Here is an 18,247-nt window from a genome sequence, read left to right as displayed (position 1 = left end):
TGTCTGTTCAAATCAACAGATGTCGAGATATTTTCTCTGCGATCGTCACAATCTTTGTTTAAATGACCTTTATCAGCGTTTGAAGTTAATCGTTCTGATTAACGAATTCACGAACCGCCTTGTTCGATTCTTCAACCATCTTTCGTGCAGAGCGAGAAGCCTGAGTCAACGCAACAAACAATAAATCGATAACAAATTCTTGCGAGGTTCTGGAAATGATCGAAGATAACCGCAGCGAAGATTGTTCTGCCACGGTATGCAACTTGATATCCGCATATTTCATTAGCTGATTATCGCTGTAATTTGTAATGGTAACGACTTTAGCACCACGTTCTCTGGCAAGTTTCGCAACCGCAACAACGTCCGTGGTGTTACCCGACTCACTGATACAAATGACCAAATCATCCTGACTAAATGTCGATACATAGGATAATTGGATATGACCGCTGGCCTCAGCCAATGCCATTTTGCCAATTTTCTGCAGTTTGTAGCTAAAATCTTTTGCGACCAATGCCGATGCTCCTATACCAGCAACCAAGACCCGCTTTGCAGGTTTTATCATCGCGACAGCCAGTTCGATATTTGCGGCCGCATTAAGGCCTGAAGTCTCCAGCAATACTTTGTGCTTACTGGCGAGCAACTTCTTATTAAGCTGCTCAAAATCATCATTAACGGTAATTTTGCCGTGTAGTTGCACATTATCGGTTTCGGAATTTATGGCTTCAACCAAAGCAAATTTAAAGTCCGGATAGCCTTTATAACCCAGTTTTTGCGTGAACTTTACAATGGACGATTGACTAACGCCAACCAGTACAGCAAGTTTTTGAGAGGATAAGTCTTTGATTATGTTAGGAGAGTGAAGCGCAAATTCCGCAATTTTTGCTTCATTCGAGGTTAATGATTGTCGTATCGCGCGGATCTTAACAAGTACGGACATTAGCATTTCAACTGAGTAATAAAGTATTACTGTAAATACTATCACAAACAATATTTACAGCTCAACGCGACAGTTAAAATGCGAGTAAAAACAAAGTCTTCAACAACCAAATAGTGTGAGAATACTTAACCACTATCACTTGAATAAAAGTTCCAATATAGATTCAAAACAAAGCATTAAGTATTCGTGCATTCAGAATTGATAACCAACCTGTAGCAGCAAACCAAACTCGGTATCATCTCGACCATCGCCAATGACGAAACTTGCGCCAAGATTCGTACCCGGTTCCTCTATTCCATTGAGGAAGTAATGATAACTGCCCGCAAGCCCCCAGACCGTTTCATTGTCATATTCCGGAAATCGGTTGCTTGGCTCACGACTCTTTTCGCTACCCACAGCGCCAATATAAATGCCGATACCATGTTTGTCCGCATAAAAAGGGTCAACATCAAATAAATTGGTGCGGATCCAACCGACCCCCAAGCCACAGGCAAGGCCGCCTTCAGAGGAGTGTCCAAGACAACCGATTGAGGCATATTTCATATCATATTCCTTAGTGACATTGATATTGCCACCCAACCCACTGTACAAAATTCCAAATCCTAAACCATAGCCAAAGTCATCAAAGGCAAAAAAACTGTCTTCCTTGGCGGATTCTGCTTCAGCCGGATCTGACTCAGAGCCTTTTGATTGGTTCTGAGTTTGAGAATCGTCACTCTGGGCATCAGGATCATCTATTGGTTGGCTCGATTCGTCACTGGGTAACGGCTGAGCAGGAGTCGCTTCAACAACATCGTTAGTGACCGTTTGCTCCTCAGACGCCTGCTCTTGAGCAAGACAAGGATTAACAACCACCAGTATGGACAGGAGGAGGATTAACGATTTCAAGACAAGTCCCTTCTATTGAGATTAAATTATTGTTTTACCGCACTTGTTTAAAGTCTATAAGATAGTTTTGAGTTTGCCAGTTAATCACTAAACAGCATCGAATATTCAATCACTTATTTAATTTTTACACGATTCACTCACCAGATCACAGCGCCGAATCTAACCCTGATTTAACCCTGGTAGGCACTTGTCATTTACTGGCGAAAAATTCCCGCAGGTAAGTAAATTGAATCCAGCTTGTTAACCAAAGGTCAATGCTACAAATATGTACACAATAATTGGCTGAATTCATTGCAATGATGTTTTTTTTATATTAGAACTTGTGCCTAAGAAGTTAGCTCTGTCTCCCATAAGCGACATATAGAATAATGAAGTACGCTGTTTTCCTATCCATCATCATAGCCAGCCTATTAAGCGCCCCTGCGTCTCTGGCAAAAAATAATTCCGAGCAAGCGTTGGTTAAACCCGGAACGTTTGATTTTCGCCTGACCGCAGGTATTGGCGGCATTGAAAACCCTTTAAAACAGCGCGATAACATCAGCTCCCCTTTGCTGCCGGAATTCAGCTACTATGGCGATAAGTTCTATGTGGAAAATCTGGTGCTGGGATACAGTTTATACGAGTCTGAAAACTGGTTAATCGATGCCTATGGTTATTTTAATAACGATGGCTATTTTTTTGCAGATTCGACTAGCGAAAAATTGGTATCCATTGCCGGGATCACGCAAAACACATGGCGAGCCAGCAAAGTCGCAATTAACTTTCAAGAGATAGAGCGGGACTTAAGTTATTTGGGAGGGGTTAATATCAGCCATATTGGCCCTTGGTTGCGCACTAACTTCTCCATGGCAAAAGATGTAACATCCGTTCATCACGGCGAAGAGATTTCCCTGACCTTTACCAAACCGCTACAGTGGCGTTCATTGACGGCGACAATTCAAACGGGTGCAACCTATAAATCATCTAAAATTAATGATTATTACTATCAACTGACAGACACAGAAAATACTATTCTTTTGCGGCAAATATCGGTCGGTGACACGATTTCACCTTGGGTAAATTTGAATTTACGCTATCATTTTAATCCAAATTGGTCGCTCGGTTTGTCATTAAAGAAGACTTGGCTTGACAGTAAAATGAAGTCCAGTGTATTGCTTGATAAGACTCGCTACCACACTGGTTTTGTAGGGGTTTCATACAGGTATTAAGATGACGTTGAAGCCACTTTCGATAAGACTTGGCAGTTTAATTTTCTGCTACTTGAGTGCGTTTAGCATTCAGGCACAGGATAAATCGACAATCTCAGCAGATATTTCTGAAATAGATATCCTGCCGGAGATTTGTGTGCGCAATAAACGTAATTCTCAGTGTCAATTTAAGCTCGACGTTAATCTGCATTTAAATTCAAAAATGGATGTTTGCATGGTCATCAAGGAGCTGAGAATTCGCCATTGTCTCACTCAGGTTGAACATGCTCGATTTCAGCGCATGTTGACCATCAACGAAGACGTAAAAATCGATATTATTAATCGCGACAATAATGAAGTCTTATACTCTTCCATGTTGCATCTCGCAGAATTTAAACCGATTGCGCTACGACCTCGAAGAAATTTTGGCTGGATATTGTAATGGCGCTCAAAACGTATCAACTGCTATTGATTGAAGACGATATCCCGCTGGCAGAGTTAGTGAGTGATTACCTAAACGATTTTGAGTTTAACGTAACCTGTGTCAATTGTGGCCAGGATGCGATTGCACACGTGAAAAATTCTGATTTTGATCTTGTGCTTTGCGATATTATGCTGCCGGATATTAACGGCTTCGAATTGCTTCCTAGTCTCTCTCTTAGCCCACAAATCCCGGTGCTGTTTTTAACAGCGATGACCGACAGCGTGTCGCAAATAAAAGGGCTCAATGCCGGTGCTGCAGATTACATATTAAAACCTGTCGATCCAGAAGTCTTGCTTGCCCGCGTACGTGCAAATATTCGGATGATGGAACGCAGGACCCAGTCAACAGCGCTGACCCTTGGCAATCTATTTCTCGACAAAGCAACCGCGCAGGCGACTTATCATGGAAAACGGCTCGATTTAACCGCACAGGATTTTCAAATCATTTGGTATTTTGCGATGCGTGGCGATGATATCGTTGACCGCGACAGTCTGTTTCAAGACATAATCGGGCGAACGTACGACGGCAAAGACAGGGCTGCAGACCTACGCATCAGTCGTTTGCGAAAAAAACTCAGTGCAGTGGGTTTGGAAGAGCTAACCATAGTGTCGATACGCAACAAGGGATATGTATTTAAATACTGGGCTCACCTAAACAATGCATAGCCACTTTTTCCGTTTCTATTTGTTTATCCTGTTGGCTGTGTTTGCTTTGATGTTTAGTTTTGGTCAACTATACAGCCAATTTTATGCACCACCGGTGCAATATAATATTCCGATAGAAACCGTATTTTCCGCCCAGCAAAGCGACAACCCGGCAAAATTTCGTTATGTCGATAAATTTAATATCCAACTCTCGCCGGATTTGCTTTTGCAATTACAAAACAATGAAACCATTGCTTATGTGGTTAACGAGCAGATGTATTATCTGCGAAATCATGATAGTAATCGATATATCCAATGGGGTCCGGTCGATATAAACATTGAACCCGTCGATGATAACTTTTTAGTCTTATTTTTTTACAGCGGCCTGGCTATCGTATTTTTGTTACTCATGTGGCCGATGTTCCGAGATCTTTCTTACCTACAAAAGTGTGCGGTAAAGTTTGGCGAAAACCAAGAGCCGCAACCGTTAACCATTGCTAAAAATTCCACGGTTTATCCCCTTGCCCATGCCCTTTACACAATGAGCAGTCGACTCGTGGAATTTGTGGCGCTGCAACGTGATATCGCAAAAATTATTGCCCATGAGGTTCGTACCCCTTTAGCCCGCATGAAGTTTGTGCTCAAGCGCGTCGAAGGAAAAATAGAAGACAAACACCTGCAACGGATGCTCATGGATGTTGCCGAGTTGGAAACTCTGGCCACCGATTATATGACCTTCAGTCGTTCACAGCAGTTAGACCCGGATTACAACCAGCCAATACCATTGCAATCGCTGTTGCGTAGTTTGGAAGATAAGTATCGAAATCTTGAAATTCCGGTCCACTTTACCGGGATAAATGAAGCGATTGAAATTTATGCCAATCAGCCGCAGCTCGAGCTAGCACTATCGAATTTACTCAATAACGCCTTACGTTACGCACGAAACCGTGTAGATGTGAGTGCCGACTGCGATGAAAAATATGTGAATTTCTACATCGATGATGATGGTCCTGGTTTTGACGGCGATAAACCTCGTACCAATAATCAGGGCACGGCCACCGGATTTGGGCTGGGTTTGTACATTGTCGAATCCATCGTCAACCGTCACGATGGTGCGCTAAGCAAATCGTCGGCACCGTTGGGCGGTGCCCGCGCCATTGTAGAGATCCCGCGTGTTGTCGAATAACAATCTGCCCTTGCCATCCTATCGGTTAACAACCAAGTAGCTTATCACCAAGTTAAAACTAAATCGCAACACCCGATAAACAGCAAACTAAAACTTGTAGCTATGAAGCTAGAGTCCATCATTTAGGTTAATTACGAAATTAACAAGTGGTGCTAGCCAAAACGTCATAGTCAAAACGTCATAGCCCCGACGTTCACTCAATTGAACATTTTCCATTCAACAAAAAATAACCAAACCATTACAAACTGTTAACAGCAGTTTTTTTCTAGCTCGGTAAACTAAAAGTATCTTTGCGATGCAATGTCCCTGCGGTTCGGCTGCAGAGCGACAAGATTAATGCGGATTGCAAACAATAAAACAATAAGCTTTTCACGGAGTGATGTTATGAAAGATCTAATTGTATTAACTGCGATTGCCTATTTTGTGCATCAACAAATTGGCGATCATTTTCAATTGCTAAAGTATAACTCGGACGACGAAGTGGTTGCCCAAATTGATACCTTTGCCAGCCTGGATGAATGCCGTCAGGAACAACAACGCCAAAAAGAACATGCACAATTGTTGGAATTCCTGAGCAGCAGTTACTCATGCGAAGAAATTGAGTGGTTTAGTAAAAAGTAAATCCGCATACATACAAGATTGAGATCTAGCCCCCCGAATATTTCGCGATCTTGTGCGCACAAATTTTCCTCTTTTATAGGTTCCGGTCTAAGATTAACTAAGCTAAACATCTAATTACAGACAATATTCGCTTGTCACAAAAGGCCGGACTATGGGGAAATATCAGATAAAGTTATCCTTGTTAACTTTATGTCTACTCACATTGCTTTTAGGTTGTAGCTCTCAACCCGATGATTTTTGTCCTCCTCAGCTACAAGCATCTCAATGCAAACAAGCTTTGGAAAATGACAACCCAACCATCAATAAACACTATGAACAACGGCGCTGGCGCAGTAAAAAAGAGCAAAAACAGCAGTCATTGGATCTTGGAATAGAAGCGGATATTCCAATTCTTGAAGGTCAGGTGAAAATCATAGGCCCCACCGTTGAAGATGGCGTCAATTCTCTGGCAATGAAAATTTGGTTGATTGAAAATGCCAAATACACTGTGGATGCAACCTACTATATTTTTGACAATGATCTTGCCGGATATGCGTTTCTCGGGGCTATGTGTAATGCCGTTAAACGTGGGGTTGATGTCCGATTGATGGTTGATTCGCTTGGCTCTGCCGACATGCGTCATGAAGAGTTAAAAGGTCTGCTACGATGCGCCGATGAAGCCGGGTTTATTCGCGGACCTGATGGCAAACTCACCAATAAAAGAGCCCGGGTTCAGGTGATGATTTTCAATGCGGTGTCGAAAATTTTCGTCAATATTAATCGCCGTTCACACGATAAATTACTGGTTATTGATGGCAACTCGCCAACCAATGCCTATGTAATGACTGGCGGGCGCAATATCTCTTTGCATTACTACGGCATCAATGAAAAAGGCGAAAAAAATAAGGATACTTTTCAGGATCTAGAAATCCTCATTAAGAATCCAGAAGGTACGCTTAAGCAATTAAAGGCAACTCATAAAAAAGGGGTTGGTGATTCACCTTTAACCATTTCAAGAGTGTCGGAATTATATCTGACACTGCTCTATAACCATTCAGGCAATAAATACCTTACCGCCTGGTTGCCATATTCTGGGCAACAGGAAAAATTACAGGAATCTCTGGATGAAATAAAACGCGGTCCCTTATTTGCTCGCTCATATGCCAATATCGAAGAAGAATTAGAACAAGGCTATAACCCTTCTAAACTTCGACTCGCCCATGAAATGGCAAATATTGTGAGCTATGAAGTTTTTGAAAAATATGCCGATGTGAAAGGCCGCAATCCAAACTCCATTGTCGAAATACTCGATGAACTGGGAAGTTTAAAATATAACGTTAAACACGTTCGCTTAGTCTCTCCTTATATTTTTCTCGCCAACGAGGAGCCCGAAGAAAAAGATGGTCGTTATCAGGAACTTGCAGGCATCAGAGAGTGGCTTGCAGCAGATCCCGAGCGGACCATCGAAATCATTACCAATTCAGTGATGTCTTCAGACAACTTTATGACCCAGTCCATCATCGATATGGAAATGGTACCGCGTATGTTAAGCAACGATCCTAAGTTTATCGATGAATGGCAAGATGATTTGGAAGTCAGCGAAGAGAACCCGGATTTTATTGGATCGGAAGATTTTCAAAAAGCCATTAATAACCCACGAATTAAGGTGTATCAACTTGGCAGACTTGATGCCGATTTAATCGGGGGTGATGAGACCTATGGTAAGCTCCACGCCAAATTTATTGTCACCAACAATGTATCCTTTGTCGGAACCACAAATCTCGATTACCGCTCACGATTCATTAACAATGAGATGGGTTATTTTATGCTCGGTGACGGTGTCAATGGCGAGTTAAATCAGATATTCGATGACCTGAAAAAACGTTGTTATCTTTGGGGTGAACCCGACTGGCTGGCAATGCGTAAAAAAGTGCGCGAACTCGACGGCATGGAGGGGTTTTCTGCCAAGAGCCAGCGTAGCGTCTATAGCAAACTTATTTTCACCGGCATCAAGTGGCAGCTTTAATCCGCAACTGGCTTATCTCAGGGAGCATTCGCTCCCTGGTTATTTTTTGACTTAATGGATCACCTGACGACTAAAGTGCATATGTTTACTTTCCTTCATTAACTGATGGAAGTTTTCCTTATCCACTTTTATTAATGTGTGGTGATCCCCCGCTTCAATATACACATGGTCAAGCTCATCAAGAGCTTGTTCACATACCGTATTTATATGATAAGCGGCGCCCAACGCAGGTATCGCTCCATGTTCGCAATCTTCGAACATCGTATACACTTCTTGCTCTCTGGCTAGTCGGTAGGTCGCCAGCAACTCATCATTTAAGGCTGACAAACTGATTTTATAATTCGCCGGCAATACTGCCAGCAAATGCCTTCCTTCGTGATCTTCTAACACTACGGCTTTCGCAATTTGCTGCAATGGCACATTGGCTGAAATTGCGGTTGAAATCGAGCTACTACTATGGGGGTGAATAACACTTTGAAAAGGGATGTTATGCTCATCCAAATAGGATTCGAGTGTTGTAGAAATTGTCATAACTACTGCCTCCTGACAAACACACTGAATGAAAAGTAGGATTTGCAGCGCTTAGCAAGTGATGGCTCGGTTGCAAACACTTGCGAGTTTAAATACACAATAACGCTGTAGCATCCATACCTAATTATAGTTCAACTGGCTCGCGCAACTGTGGTTTAGATGATCCAGATCAAACGCCGATGAATTTATCAAAACTCGCGATGCAATTTCGCATATTCTAAAGCTGAACAATGACTATTGATTCAATCAACTACAATAAAATTATAATCAGGCTTGTTTATCAGGTTTAGCTAAGGCACCGATGTTTTAATTGCATTTAAAGGGAAAGCGCATGGGCAGAGAAATATTTACGAAAGAGGAGGATCAAGACTCCACCCTATTCAAGCAGCGCCTTGACGAGCAATTGATCACCCTAAAAGAAGTATTAAAACAGCCGGATTTTGGTCAGGGACCTCTTAGCATTGGCGCGGAACTGGAAACGAACATTATTGACCGGTCTGGGCAGGCAAGTCACTGCAATCAATGGTTGCTGGAACAATGCCAGGATCCTCGGCAGACGTTGGAATTAAATCGTTATAACCTAGAATTCAATCTAAGCCCTCAACCTACCCTTGGTATGCCATTTACTCGTCTTGCAGAGGAAATAAAAGCGCTTATTGCAGCAACGAATAAGGTCGCCAATGAAAAACAAAATGAGCTGGTAAGTATCGGTATTCTTCCGACCCTGTCCGACTTAGATCTTAACGATGATGTACTCTCGGATATGCAACGGTATAAGCTGTTTTCCACCTTATTACTTAAAGACAGGGGCGAACCTTTTCAATTGAATATTGATGGTAAAGACCCATTCAAGCTCACCACCAAGTCCATCGCTTTTGAGGGGGCTGGCACTTCATTTCAACTGCATATTCGCGTACCCACAGAAAAGTTTTCGAATATATACAATGCGGTACAGTTAATCACAGCACCTGTTCTGGCTTATTGCTGCAACTCGCCTACATTACTTGGTCACGAGTTATGGGACGAGACAAGAATCGCGTTATTTAAACAATCTATTGATACCCGGCGCGACCACAAAGAATGGCGTTGCCCACCAAGAGTCGTTTATGGTCAAGAATGGAATCGTCATGGATTATGGGAACTTTTTGCCAGTAATAGTCGATTGTACGAACCGATCTTTTCAGAAATTTATCCCGAAGATCCGCGCAATAATAAGCACCTGCCAAAACTTGAAGAATTGCAGCTGCACCAGGGAACGGTTTGGAGCTGGAACCGTGGTATCTATGATCATCACGATAAAGGCCACCTTCGCGTCGAATTAAGAACCTTGCCTGCAGGACCAACGGTATCCGATATGGTTGCGAATGCGGCGGTCATGACAGGCCTGGCACACGGCCTTGCTGACGACATCGAATCCCTGCTAGTGAAACTTCCCTTTAAATACGCGGAATATAATTTTTATCGCGCCGCAAAACACGGCATTCATGCGAAACTGATCTGGCCTAAAGCAAATGGGTTTGGATTAGAAGAGCATTCCGCGGATGAAATTTTGACGCTTTTGTGGCCAAAGGCCTGGGAAGGATTAATCAAAATTGGCGTCGATGAAGTAGAAGCAACGCGTTGGCTGACGATTTTCAAAAAGCGTTGGAAGGCCCAGACTTCCGGTGCTTGCTGGCAACGACAACAACTCAATGCGCTAAAAGCAACCTACCCTAAACAACAAGCCTTGGCGCAAATGTTACAGCAATATATGGTCTATCAACGTCAGGATCTACCCGTCAGTGAATGGCAAACGAGTGCGCGATGACAATTTCTTCGAACATCGTCAGCGCAGCAAATAATCTCGGCTTTAAACTGTATACACCGCAGCAGCTTGATGCTCAGGATAGTCTCGATAATTTTATCCGGAATTTTGACAATCAGCCCTTTATTGTGGTTTTTCCCGCACGGGAAAGACACACACAACCACAATTATTTACAACCTTGTTACACGGTAATGAAACGTCAGGCATCGAAGCGTTAAGACGACTTATTAGTAATCCACCGGTCCCTTTATATGACACTTATATTCTTGTCGCATCCGTCAAAGCGGCAGCGACTGAACCTTTGTTTTTTCACCGGATGCTACCTGGCGCAGCCGATTTAAACCGTTGTTTTACCGAGAAAACCCTGCAAAATATTCACCAACGAGTTAGCCAGTCAAAAACTATCGGAAAATCACAACCCATATTATCCTTGCCTGATGATTATTCCGAGCCACAAATTTTGGCATATCGTATCTGGCGATTTATTAACGCTCTCAATCCTCGCTGGCTCATTGATCTTCACAATACTTCTGGGGCCAGTCCGGCATTTAGCGTGATACGTCATGTCAGCGATGCGCATTTATTGTTGTGTAAACAATTTAGTCCCTATACCGTGCGCTCAAATATTAATATCGGCGCCTTGTTTGAACTTGCATTTTCGTTTCCCTGCGTGACCATTGAATGTGGTGGAACTGGTGATGAATTGGCGGCACAAACCGCATATACGGGAATACATCGATTGATGCTGGCGACTCTGCCAGAATTAAAAGAAGACAGTGAACCAAGCATTATCCTCAACGACCCAATTCGTCTCGAAATTCTCCCGAACAAAGAGGTGAAATTAGGTTATGGACCCAGAAAAAATCCAGATTTTGATATTACCCTACTCGCCGATATCGACAGGTTCAATTTTGCTAACTGGCAAGCAGGAAAAACGCTTGGTTGGGCCACACCGCGAGGGTTTTCAGCACTAAGCGCAAAGGACGAGCAAGGCCAGGAAAGAATCCACGACCTCTTTCAGTTGCAGGGCGAACAGTTGCAATGCAAAACAAATCTGCGTCTGTTTATGATCACCAATCGCGTTGATATCGCTTTGTCTGATTGCCTGCTCTATGCAGTTTCACTCCCCTAGAGCAGACACTGCATTCACTATCAACCGGCTTTTTGCATCCAGGCACTGCACCAGCCATTATTGTTGACCAGTTTATTCGGAAATAATGCACAGGGTTTCCACTCTGGATCGTCCCCCGCCTGCACGTGTGCGCAATTCGCGCAATTCTTTCCTTCCTCTGCAGATTTATGGACATACTTTAACGCTTTCGCCGTTGGGTCATCTAAGTCCAATTTCTCGGCGGCCAGACTTTTCAAGGAGATCCCGCCTAATGTGATTCCGATCACTGAAGTGGAAGATAACTTTAAAAACGAACGGCGATTAAACTTCGACATAACATTGCCCTCATAGCTGATTAAGGATGACGCTTTACCCTTGCGTAGGTTGCATTCATCACTTCTAAGCGTAGATGAAATGCCACCGATTGAACAAGAAACGATATCCGGTTCACAGCAAAGTTACAGCATGGCTTCAGTTTCAGACTAAACTTTAAGAATCAGTAATCGAATTTTGTAGTGAATTATGCCGTCTGATCATCAAGAGCAAGTTGTGCTTTGCGACATAAAAGGCAAGCCTATCGGCCTTAAAGAAAAACTTGCCGCTCACTTCGATGGCGATTTGCACCTGGCGTTCTCAGTGATGATATTTCGACATACCGATGAAGGCGTAGAATTTTTGCTACAACAGCGTGCATTGCATAAGTATCATAGTGGTGGGTTGTGGAGTAATACCGTTTGCTCACACCCAAGAAATTACGAGCTGATCTCCGTCGCTGCGCTTCGCCGCATGGGTGAAGAGCTAGGCTTGTTTACGCCGCTGCGTTTTAAAAGTATCGGGCATATAATTTACAAAGCACAATTGGAAAATGGCTTAATTGAACATGAATATGATCATATCCTGTTGTGTGAGTGTCCGGTAATAAGGCTATCGCCAAACCCCGATGAAGTGATGGCTTGTCGATGGTGGACCGAAGCCGAAATTGAAGCGGCATTGGATTATTCAGAGATTCAAGCCGATAATCAATCCGAACACCAAGCCCAAAGCCAGCCCCTGAGCAACAGCAAATTTAAATCTGAACCGAGGTTTACTGCCTGGTTTAGCGCTGTTTTTTCGAAAACCCGCGAGGCACTTACTGAGCTGGCAATATAGGATTGTGTCAGCCGATAGCGGTTTAGAAAAGTATTAGGCTTTAGCGACGTAGAACAATATCTGCCTCTTGCTGCGGTTCAACATCAATGGAGATTTGTGACTGAATAAAGTCAATCGAATACTGGTTGAAGGTAACCGCCTGATCAACATTACAAACGTGGCCACTGTCAGCGATTTCCTGTAATTGTGCGCTAGGATGGCGAGCCGCAGATTCGCGCACCGGACCGATAAACATATGATCTTCCTCGCCCATCAAATAAAGCAAAGGCGTCTTAGTTCGACTTTCCTTATAAAACTTCATTAAAGGGTTCACATCTCCGGCCAGCTTAAACCATCGCTTAAACTCCTTTTGGCAAAGTTTTTTGGCATCGCGAATAAACATATTGCGGGACAAGCTTTGCGATTTTTTCGGCATTAAGACAAAAGCGAATAACCTGTAGAGCCACATATAAGGCATTACGTGTTTGAACATATCACCAAGTTTCACCAAAAATGCCGAGCGGAAGTTAAACTGAGTTACCGCACCTCCGAGCACCATAGACTTGACTCGCTCTGGCGCTAACTCTTCAATATTCCGAATTAAGATAGTACCAAGGGATATCCCGACAAAATGAGCTCGACTAATTGCAAGGTGATCCAATACATGCAAAATATCCTGGCTGACATCTTTAAAAGTATAGCGTGAAGGCAACAAGCTTTTTGTTTTCAAGGGTGCTGACTCGCCATGCCCCCGCAAATCTAAAAGTAATACATTAAAATGCTTTTTAAATGCCTTGATTTGGCGAAACCAAATATTGGAACTACCGCCAGCACCATGGACAAAAACCACCCATTCCTTACTGGACGAGTGCGTATAGGTTTTGTGGAATAATAAATCTGGAGTCATCAACTACTTCTACGATGAATAATGGTTTAAATAAAAATCGATTAATGGAACAGGCATCGGATTTTCCTGCATTCTAAGTCTTTTCGCTAGTATACCCGTTGCCCGCAAAGGCTTAAACATGCTGGTCAATGTAATCAATTAAAATTCAAGAAGCAAGCCATCAATTCAGCGCTGTTGTCCTATACTCAATGGAATTGGATCTAACCCTGTTTCTCTAGGAGATACTTATGTCAGAACAACAGAATTGGTCGCTGAAAATGCATAACATCGAAAGCTGTAGTTGTAACCATGGTTGTGGATGTCAATTTGCTGGCTTTCCAACCAGTGAAGATGGAGGTTGCCAGGCAATTATTGGTTATGAAGTGATCGAAGGTCACTTAAATGAACTTGATCTTGCAGGGGTAAAAATGGTGCTCGTTGCATCATGGCCAAAAGCCATGCATGAAGGCAATGGCGATGGGGCTTTGTTTATTGATAAATCCGCCACGGCAGAGCAAGTCAGTGCAATGGCAACCATCATGTCTGGTCAGCACGGCGGTATGCCCGTAACTGCAATCGCCTCATTATTCAGCGCATTCGACGGACCAATTATGGCAGACATCAAACTCAAGGTGAATGAATTCAACTCCACGGTTGCGATAGATGGCATATTAGAAGCAGAACAAACCCCGCATGTGAATCCTGTTACCGGTGACGAAAATCGAGTACATATTACCTATCCCGGCGGCGGTTTTTTATGGAATGACGGTAAAGTTGGTCGTACCAAAGCGTTAAAAGTCAATCATGGCAATATCGCATTTAATTTTGACGATACGTTTGCTGCAAATGCGATTGTAAACTGGCCGAATGGCTAAGTTTCCCGATCAGGAAACCTATCGTTCATTACGACGCGTAATTTGCTCAAAACCCTAAGGCAGGCTAAAACAAGGCTTTTTTGTTAGGCTTTATTAAAGAATGGGGCGAGTTTAATCCTACCTTTTAGATCTGGGAGGGGGATAATGTCTTAAAAATAACAACTTCAGGTACTGAATATTACCTGGCACACGGCGCGAAAGACTATGTCACTGAACATACACAGACTGTTTATCTTCACAACGTTAATATTTGTTATTTATTTAAGTTGGCATTACATGCTATTTGGCATGACCATGAATATGGATCCCGTTGCCACGTGGCAAAGTAGCGATATTTTCCTGCTGTTTGTGATGTGGGCCATTATGATGGCAGGCATGATGCTACCCTCAGCCATTCCGGTCATTATGCTCATTGACAAAATCAATCAACAACAGTTAAGCAATCAACAATCCTATACGCCGACCTTATTCTTCGTACTCGGCTATATTATTGCCTGGTCGCTTTATTCATTACTCGTCACATTTTTACAGTATTGGTTCCATCACCTCGCCCTGCTCACCCCGATGATGGATAGTGCTAACGCCTATTTTAGTGCGGCAATTTTGATTATTGCCGGTGTGTATCAATTCACCCCCTGGAAGCAGCAATGTTTAAAATTTTGCCGTTCACCGCTTGCCGTCATTAGTAAAGGCTGGAAACAAGGGCTAAGGGGAGGTTTAAATCTGGGGTTTACTCACGGGAGTTATTGCGTAGGCTGTTGCTGGTTTTTGATGGCGATATTATTTGTCACTGGAGTAATGAACCTGCAGTGGATATTGATTTTAACCTTATTGGTGCTAATTGAAAAAATCGCGCCGAAAGGTGAGCAGTTCAGCAAATTCATCGGCGTACTATTGACGGGCTACGGCATTAGTTTCTTAGTGTAAATAATGCCACGCCTCCTAATTTAAAACTGCCGAGTTGTCAGCATACTTTCTAATTTTTTCAATGGCCGAACCAATTGCCAGGTGACACTATCGTATAGGTTTTCAAAACGATGACGAAAGTGCACTTCACTAGCCTGTACCTGTTGCAAGTGTTCTTTCAGTACCGGGTGTATGCTCGATTGATATACCTGATATTGCTCAAAAAGGCTATCCACTTTCGGTTTGTTGTCGTCAATAATCGCCCGATACAAATCCAGAGCCAATGTAGGAAGTATTCCTGTTACCTCAACGGCATCAACGACTTGTCGCTTTAAACTCTTATCGATAAAGCTTTGGCCTTGCTCCACGTCGATAGCCAATTTCGAGACCAGAGGCTCCATCGCGGAGTCTGGATGCTCGAGTAACTGTTCAAAATCAATAACCACTCTAGCGTTTTTCCCGGAATACAAATAGCTAAAAAAGTTGTAATTAAGCCACAGCATCAGGCTTTTATCCTGACTAAACTTATCGCGTTTGTGTAAGGATGCTGCAACTTCCAGAGGGTTTCTAATCATTAAAACGTAGATAGGTTCGATATCAGCGGACTGAAAAACCTCATGCCAGAACGGCAGTAAAATAGAGACTCTGGGATCTTTCATTCCCCAAAGCGGAGCAGTTCCATATTCTTTTTCTAAAAACGCCAGGGATTTTCGTTTGAATTTCGCACTGATAGATTCCGGAAACGGCGGCGGCAGCAACGGATAATCCCAGCTTAATTGATTTCTATCCAGTAGCTGTTCATTAAGCGCCAGCAAATGCGCATTTTCATAAAAACCTTTATCATTTACCCCTTTTTGCGGCTTGAGCAAATGCTTTCCCATAAAGACACCAAGTCGAGAAAGTTCACCGGATAACGCCGATGTTCCACTGCGATGCATGCCGATAACAATAACGGCCTTTTGAGTTCGCACCGCATTTTTATGCTGTTTTATATTGTTGTTTTCAGATTTCAATCGCGTTTTCCTTTCGCATTTGCCTAGGGTTCTAGCGGGTTAACAGTCGCCGACTTTGTTGACCGAATCGTAATAGAATATCTGGTACAACCTTAAGTAATCGTCCCACCCATCGATATTTCGGTGATGAGACCCATCTATCCGCCTGAATGAAAGTGTCGCCGGCAAGCTTATATAAACCGCAGTAAACGAAGGACTTACCATAACGGATACTGCTGGCAAACTTAATTTTGCTCCACGGAATGTCTTTATCTAACTTTAATTCAATAAGATAGTTCTTTATTTTATCCAGACACACTAATTCGGCAATGTACATTGCCGAATCATTTTGAGAATAGTTGGCGCCATGAAAGACATGGGTGGCAAGGTGTTCTTCAACATAGTCAAATTCACTGAACAATGAAACTTTCAACCATAAATGCCAATCATCTACGCCCATGAGTTCCTTATCGGCGTCAAATCCCCCGACATAGTCGAAAAGAGATTTACGCATCACCGCAGTACAGCACGTCAGCATATTTATACGGATTAAGTGCTCAAACACATCGCCGCGATATTTGTCTTCAAAAGTCGGTGTATGCATTCCCTGACGTTCGGTATATTCGCTTAGAGCACCACAGTAAGCCAACCCCACTTTGGGATTAGCAAATAATGGTACTTGTTTCGCTAATTTTTGCGGATGCCAAAGATCATCTTGATCACAAAACGCGATTAGCTCTCCACTGGCTTTTGAAACAGCAAAATTACGCGCGGCACCAACACCGGCATTTTCTTGATGGAAGACTTTAACCCGCGGGTCTTGCTGTTTAAATGATTCCAATAGCGTTGCGGATTCATCACTGGAGCCATCATTAACGAAAATCAATTCAATATTTATATATTCTTGTTCAAGAATAGAGGAAACGGTTCGTGGTAAATACTGCTCCCCGTTGTAAACAGGTATAATTACCGAAACCAAAGGCTGAGTTTGCTTATTATTCATATAGGAACCCGTAGATAATCGATTGTTCTGAATTCAGAACTCGGTTAGATATATCCCTATAGACGAACAGCGCCTTTTTATTTTTTATTATTTCCAGTAAGAAGTATGGTTTAGGTTTCTAAATTTTTCGAAAAAATAATGAGATAACAACACAACAAGCCATGTTCAAAGAATCTTTGTTCACAAAAATCCTTTATAATGAAGCCTTACCACGTTTGAAGTTTAAATAAGGCCAAGATATGTACACTCCGGAAGAATATGAAAACAACCCACTGCACGGGACAAGTCTCGAGCAAGTACTCACTCAGTTAGTGGATCATTATGGTTGGGATATTCTTGCAGCCTATATCAATCTGAACTGTTTTAAGCAGAACCCTAGCATTAAAGCCAGCTTAAAGTTTTTGAAGAAAACTGACTGGGCGCAACAAAAAGTCGAGAGCTTTTACCTCTATCAATTCAAAAACTTACCCCGTGCCAGTGACGCAATGTTTGAATTACCTCCGCGAGATCGCATTGTCCCGATGGAGCAAAAGCCAAAAGACCCACAAGAGCTTTCTGTGGAAGATGGTATGCGCTTGCAGGAAAAACGCGCTCAGTCCGCACGAGACAGAGACAATCGTAGTGCAAGTGACAGTCGAGGGAATCGCAACCAACGAGACACGAGTTACAGTAGTAAAAGCCAAGACAAGCCTTATCGTCAACAGGCAACAAAAGAAACGCCACGAAAGCCAGTCGAATCCAAAGAGGCTGGAAAATTTGATCCCTATGCGGATTTTAAGAACAAGTAGTGTTGCAAAACTAACTTAAATAAAAAAGTCCGTATTTTATTTCGGACTTTTTAAATACACTAAACTTCAGCCTCAACTCACCTTAGCTCACCTTAGCTCGGTCACAAGTAAATATCGCAACCTCACCCGGTACCTGGAGCTATGCATCTGAGGTAGCTTCTATTTTCTATTAGGCCAAGTTAAATACTTTAAGGTAAAGTCTTTGATGTCTTCATCCCCATTTTCGTGGACACACTATAATTGGATCACTTAATGCCCCAAACAATCATT

At 42.8% G+C, this 18,247-nt stretch carries 18 protein-coding genes and 1 pseudogene; 12 read left to right on the top strand and 7 right to left on the bottom strand.

Annotated features, from left to right (window positions below):
• Positions 1-85: 85 nt before the first annotated feature.
• Both FE810_RS03565 and FE810_RS03560 read right to left on the bottom strand, forming a co-directional pair.
• The gene (locus tag FE810_RS03565; protein ID WP_138318653.1) at positions 86-937 is read right to left on the bottom strand and encodes a MurR/RpiR family transcriptional regulator; all 852 of its coding nucleotides are present in this window, start codon (positions 935-937) and stop codon (positions 86-88) included.
• A 192-nt stretch (positions 938-1,129) separates the two neighbouring features.
• A complete protein-coding gene (locus FE810_RS03560; RefSeq protein ID WP_138318652.1) occupies positions 1,130-1,825 on the bottom strand; it encodes a hypothetical protein in 696 nt (231 codons plus the stop codon).
• Positions 1,826-2,193: 368 nt separating this feature from the next.
• Here FE810_RS03560 and FE810_RS03555 point away from each other — a divergent pair, with 368 nt between their 5' ends.
• The 6 genes from FE810_RS03555 (at position 2,194) to FE810_RS03530 (ending at position 7,952) form a co-directional block, all read left to right on the top strand.
• Positions 2,194-3,033, top strand: a complete 840-nt coding sequence (locus FE810_RS03555; protein WP_138318651.1) for a MipA/OmpV family protein — start codon at positions 2,194-2,196, stop codon at positions 3,031-3,033.
• A gap of 1 nt (position 3,034) precedes the next feature.
• The gene (locus FE810_RS03550; protein WP_138318650.1) at positions 3,035-3,454 is read left to right on the top strand and encodes a DUF3019 domain-containing protein; all 420 of its coding nucleotides are present in this window, start codon (positions 3,035-3,037) and stop codon (positions 3,452-3,454) included.
• Positions 3,454-4,161 (top strand): response regulator transcription factor, encoded by a 708-nt coding sequence (locus tag FE810_RS03545; RefSeq protein ID WP_138318649.1) that lies wholly within the window; start codon positions 3,454-3,456, stop codon positions 4,159-4,161. The genes FE810_RS03550 and FE810_RS03545 overlap by 1 nt, the downstream gene beginning before the upstream one ends.
• On the top strand, positions 4,154-5,326 hold the full coding sequence (locus FE810_RS03540; protein ID WP_138318648.1) for a sensor histidine kinase: 1,173 nt from the start codon (positions 4,154-4,156) through the stop codon (positions 5,324-5,326). Before FE810_RS03545 ends, FE810_RS03540 begins: the two co-directional genes overlap by 8 nt.
• 384 nt (positions 5,327-5,710) lie before the next feature.
• Positions 5,711-5,947, top strand: coding sequence for a hypothetical protein (locus FE810_RS03535; protein WP_138318647.1), 237 nt, complete (start codon positions 5,711-5,713; stop codon positions 5,945-5,947).
• A gap of 277 nt (positions 5,948-6,224) precedes the next feature.
• The gene (locus FE810_RS03530) at positions 6,225-7,952 is read left to right on the top strand and encodes a phospholipase D-like domain-containing protein (RefSeq protein ID WP_171022244.1); all 1,728 of its coding nucleotides are present in this window, start codon (positions 6,225-6,227) and stop codon (positions 7,950-7,952) included.
• A gap of 51 nt (positions 7,953-8,003) precedes the next feature.
• On the opposite strand, the gene FE810_RS03525 is transcribed toward FE810_RS03530, so the two are convergent.
• Entirely contained in the window at positions 8,004-8,483 is a 480-nt protein-coding gene (locus tag FE810_RS03525) for an aminoacyl-tRNA deacylase (RefSeq protein ID WP_138318645.1), read from the bottom strand.
• A gap of 331 nt (positions 8,484-8,814) precedes the next feature.
• On the opposite strand from FE810_RS03525, the gene FE810_RS03520 reads away from it, so the two are divergent.
• Both FE810_RS03520 and FE810_RS03515 read left to right on the top strand, forming a co-directional pair.
• Positions 8,815-10,290 carry a glutamate-cysteine ligase family protein gene (locus tag FE810_RS03520; RefSeq protein ID WP_138318644.1) on the top strand — a complete coding sequence of 492 codons (1,476 nt, stop codon included), beginning with the start codon at positions 8,815-8,817 and terminating at the stop codon, positions 10,288-10,290.
• Complete coding sequence (locus tag FE810_RS03515) at positions 10,287-11,420, top strand: M14 family metallopeptidase (protein WP_171022242.1); 1,134 nt, start codon at positions 10,287-10,289, stop codon at positions 11,418-11,420. Before FE810_RS03520 ends, FE810_RS03515 begins: the two co-directional genes overlap by 4 nt.
• A 20-nt stretch (positions 11,421-11,440) precedes the next feature.
• Here FE810_RS03515 and FE810_RS03510 read toward each other — a convergent pair whose 3' ends face one another.
• The gene (locus FE810_RS03510; protein ID WP_138318642.1) at positions 11,441-11,734 is read right to left on the bottom strand and encodes a high-potential iron-sulfur protein; all 294 of its coding nucleotides are present in this window, start codon (positions 11,732-11,734) and stop codon (positions 11,441-11,443) included.
• Between the two features lie 187 nt (positions 11,735-11,921).
• Between FE810_RS03510 and idi the strand changes: the two genes are divergently transcribed.
• Positions 11,922-12,548 carry an isopentenyl-diphosphate Delta-isomerase gene (gene idi, locus FE810_RS03505; protein WP_138318641.1) on the top strand — a complete coding sequence of 209 codons (627 nt, stop codon included), beginning with the start codon at positions 11,922-11,924 and terminating at the stop codon, positions 12,546-12,548.
• 40 nt (positions 12,549-12,588) lie between these two features.
• Here the strand turns inward: idi and FE810_RS03500 are convergent, their stop codons facing one another.
• Complete coding sequence (locus FE810_RS03500) at positions 12,589-13,434, bottom strand: alpha/beta fold hydrolase (protein ID WP_138318640.1); 846 nt, start codon at positions 13,432-13,434, stop codon at positions 12,589-12,591.
• A 227-nt stretch (positions 13,435-13,661) separates the two neighbouring features.
• Here FE810_RS03500 and FE810_RS03495 point away from each other — a divergent pair, with 227 nt between their 5' ends.
• Together FE810_RS03495 and FE810_RS03490 are read left to right on the top strand one after the other, a co-directional pair.
• Positions 13,662-14,288, top strand: coding sequence for a DUF1326 domain-containing protein (locus FE810_RS03495; RefSeq protein WP_138318639.1), 627 nt, complete (start codon positions 13,662-13,664; stop codon positions 14,286-14,288).
• Between the two features lie 204 nt (positions 14,289-14,492).
• The gene (locus FE810_RS03490) at positions 14,493-15,215 is read left to right on the top strand and encodes a DUF2182 domain-containing protein (protein WP_212744455.1); all 723 of its coding nucleotides are present in this window, start codon (positions 14,493-14,495) and stop codon (positions 15,213-15,215) included.
• A 20-nt stretch (positions 15,216-15,235) separates the two neighbouring features.
• Here FE810_RS03490 and FE810_RS03485 read toward each other — a convergent pair whose 3' ends face one another.
• Positions 15,236-16,207 (bottom strand): sulfotransferase family protein, encoded by a 972-nt coding sequence (locus tag FE810_RS03485; RefSeq protein ID WP_138318638.1) that lies wholly within the window; start codon positions 16,205-16,207, stop codon positions 15,236-15,238.
• Between the two features lie 31 nt (positions 16,208-16,238).
• A complete protein-coding gene (locus tag FE810_RS03480; protein ID WP_138318637.1) occupies positions 16,239-17,189 on the bottom strand; it encodes a glycosyltransferase family 2 protein in 951 nt (316 codons plus the stop codon).
• Between the two features lie 239 nt (positions 17,190-17,428).
• On the opposite strand from FE810_RS03480, the pseudogene FE810_RS03475 reads away from it, so the two are divergent.
• Positions 17,429-17,824, top strand: a pseudogene (locus FE810_RS03475) (VF530 family protein); the annotation flags it as partial.
• Between the last annotated feature and the right edge of the window lie 423 nt (positions 17,825-18,247).

This window comes from Thalassotalea litorea (assembly GCF_005843925.1).
In the GTDB taxonomy this organism is placed as follows: Bacteria; Pseudomonadota; Gammaproteobacteria; order Enterobacterales; family Alteromonadaceae; genus Thalassotalea_A; species Thalassotalea_A litorea_A.
Note: the sequence above shows the minus strand (reverse complement) of the source record. Positions and strands in the feature narration are given on the sequence as shown.

Bases quoted from the DNA above. Each gene is read 5' to 3' on its own strand.
- FE810_RS03565 (WP_138318653.1), bottom strand. From the start codon at position 937: ATGTCCGTACTTGTTAAGATCCGCGCGATACGACAATCATTAACCTCG.
- FE810_RS03535 (WP_138318647.1), top strand. From the start codon at position 5,711: ATGAAAGATCTAATTGTATTAACTGCGATTGCCTATTTTGTGCATCAA.
- FE810_RS03525 (WP_138318645.1), bottom strand. From the start codon at position 8,483: ATGACAATTTCTACAACACTCGAATCCTATTTGGATGAGCATAACATC.
- FE810_RS03540 (WP_138318648.1), top strand. From the start codon at position 4,154: ATGCATAGCCACTTTTTCCGTTTCTATTTGTTTATCCTGTTGGCTGTG.
- FE810_RS03480 (WP_138318637.1), bottom strand. From the start codon at position 17,189: ATGAATAATAAGCAAACTCAGCCTTTGGTTTCGGTAATTATACCTGTT.
- FE810_RS03555 (WP_138318651.1), top strand. From the start codon at position 2,194: ATGAAGTACGCTGTTTTCCTATCCATCATCATAGCCAGCCTATTAAGC.
- FE810_RS03515 (WP_171022242.1), top strand. From the start codon at position 10,287: ATGACAATTTCTTCGAACATCGTCAGCGCAGCAAATAATCTCGGCTTT.
- FE810_RS03490 (WP_212744455.1), top strand. From the start codon at position 14,493: ATGTCACTGAACATACACAGACTGTTTATCTTCACAACGTTAATATTT.
- FE810_RS03545 (WP_138318649.1), top strand. From the start codon at position 3,454: ATGGCGCTCAAAACGTATCAACTGCTATTGATTGAAGACGATATCCCG.
- FE810_RS03495 (WP_138318639.1), top strand. From the start codon at position 13,662: ATGTCAGAACAACAGAATTGGTCGCTGAAAATGCATAACATCGAAAGC.
- idi (WP_138318641.1), top strand. From the start codon at position 11,922: ATGCCGTCTGATCATCAAGAGCAAGTTGTGCTTTGCGACATAAAAGGC.
- FE810_RS03550 (WP_138318650.1), top strand. From the start codon at position 3,035: ATGACGTTGAAGCCACTTTCGATAAGACTTGGCAGTTTAATTTTCTGC.
- FE810_RS03500 (WP_138318640.1), bottom strand. From the start codon at position 13,434: ATGACTCCAGATTTATTATTCCACAAAACCTATACGCACTCGTCCAGT.
- FE810_RS03520 (WP_138318644.1), top strand. From the start codon at position 8,815: ATGGGCAGAGAAATATTTACGAAAGAGGAGGATCAAGACTCCACCCTA.
- FE810_RS03510 (WP_138318642.1), bottom strand. From the start codon at position 11,734: ATGTCGAAGTTTAATCGCCGTTCGTTTTTAAAGTTATCTTCCACTTCA.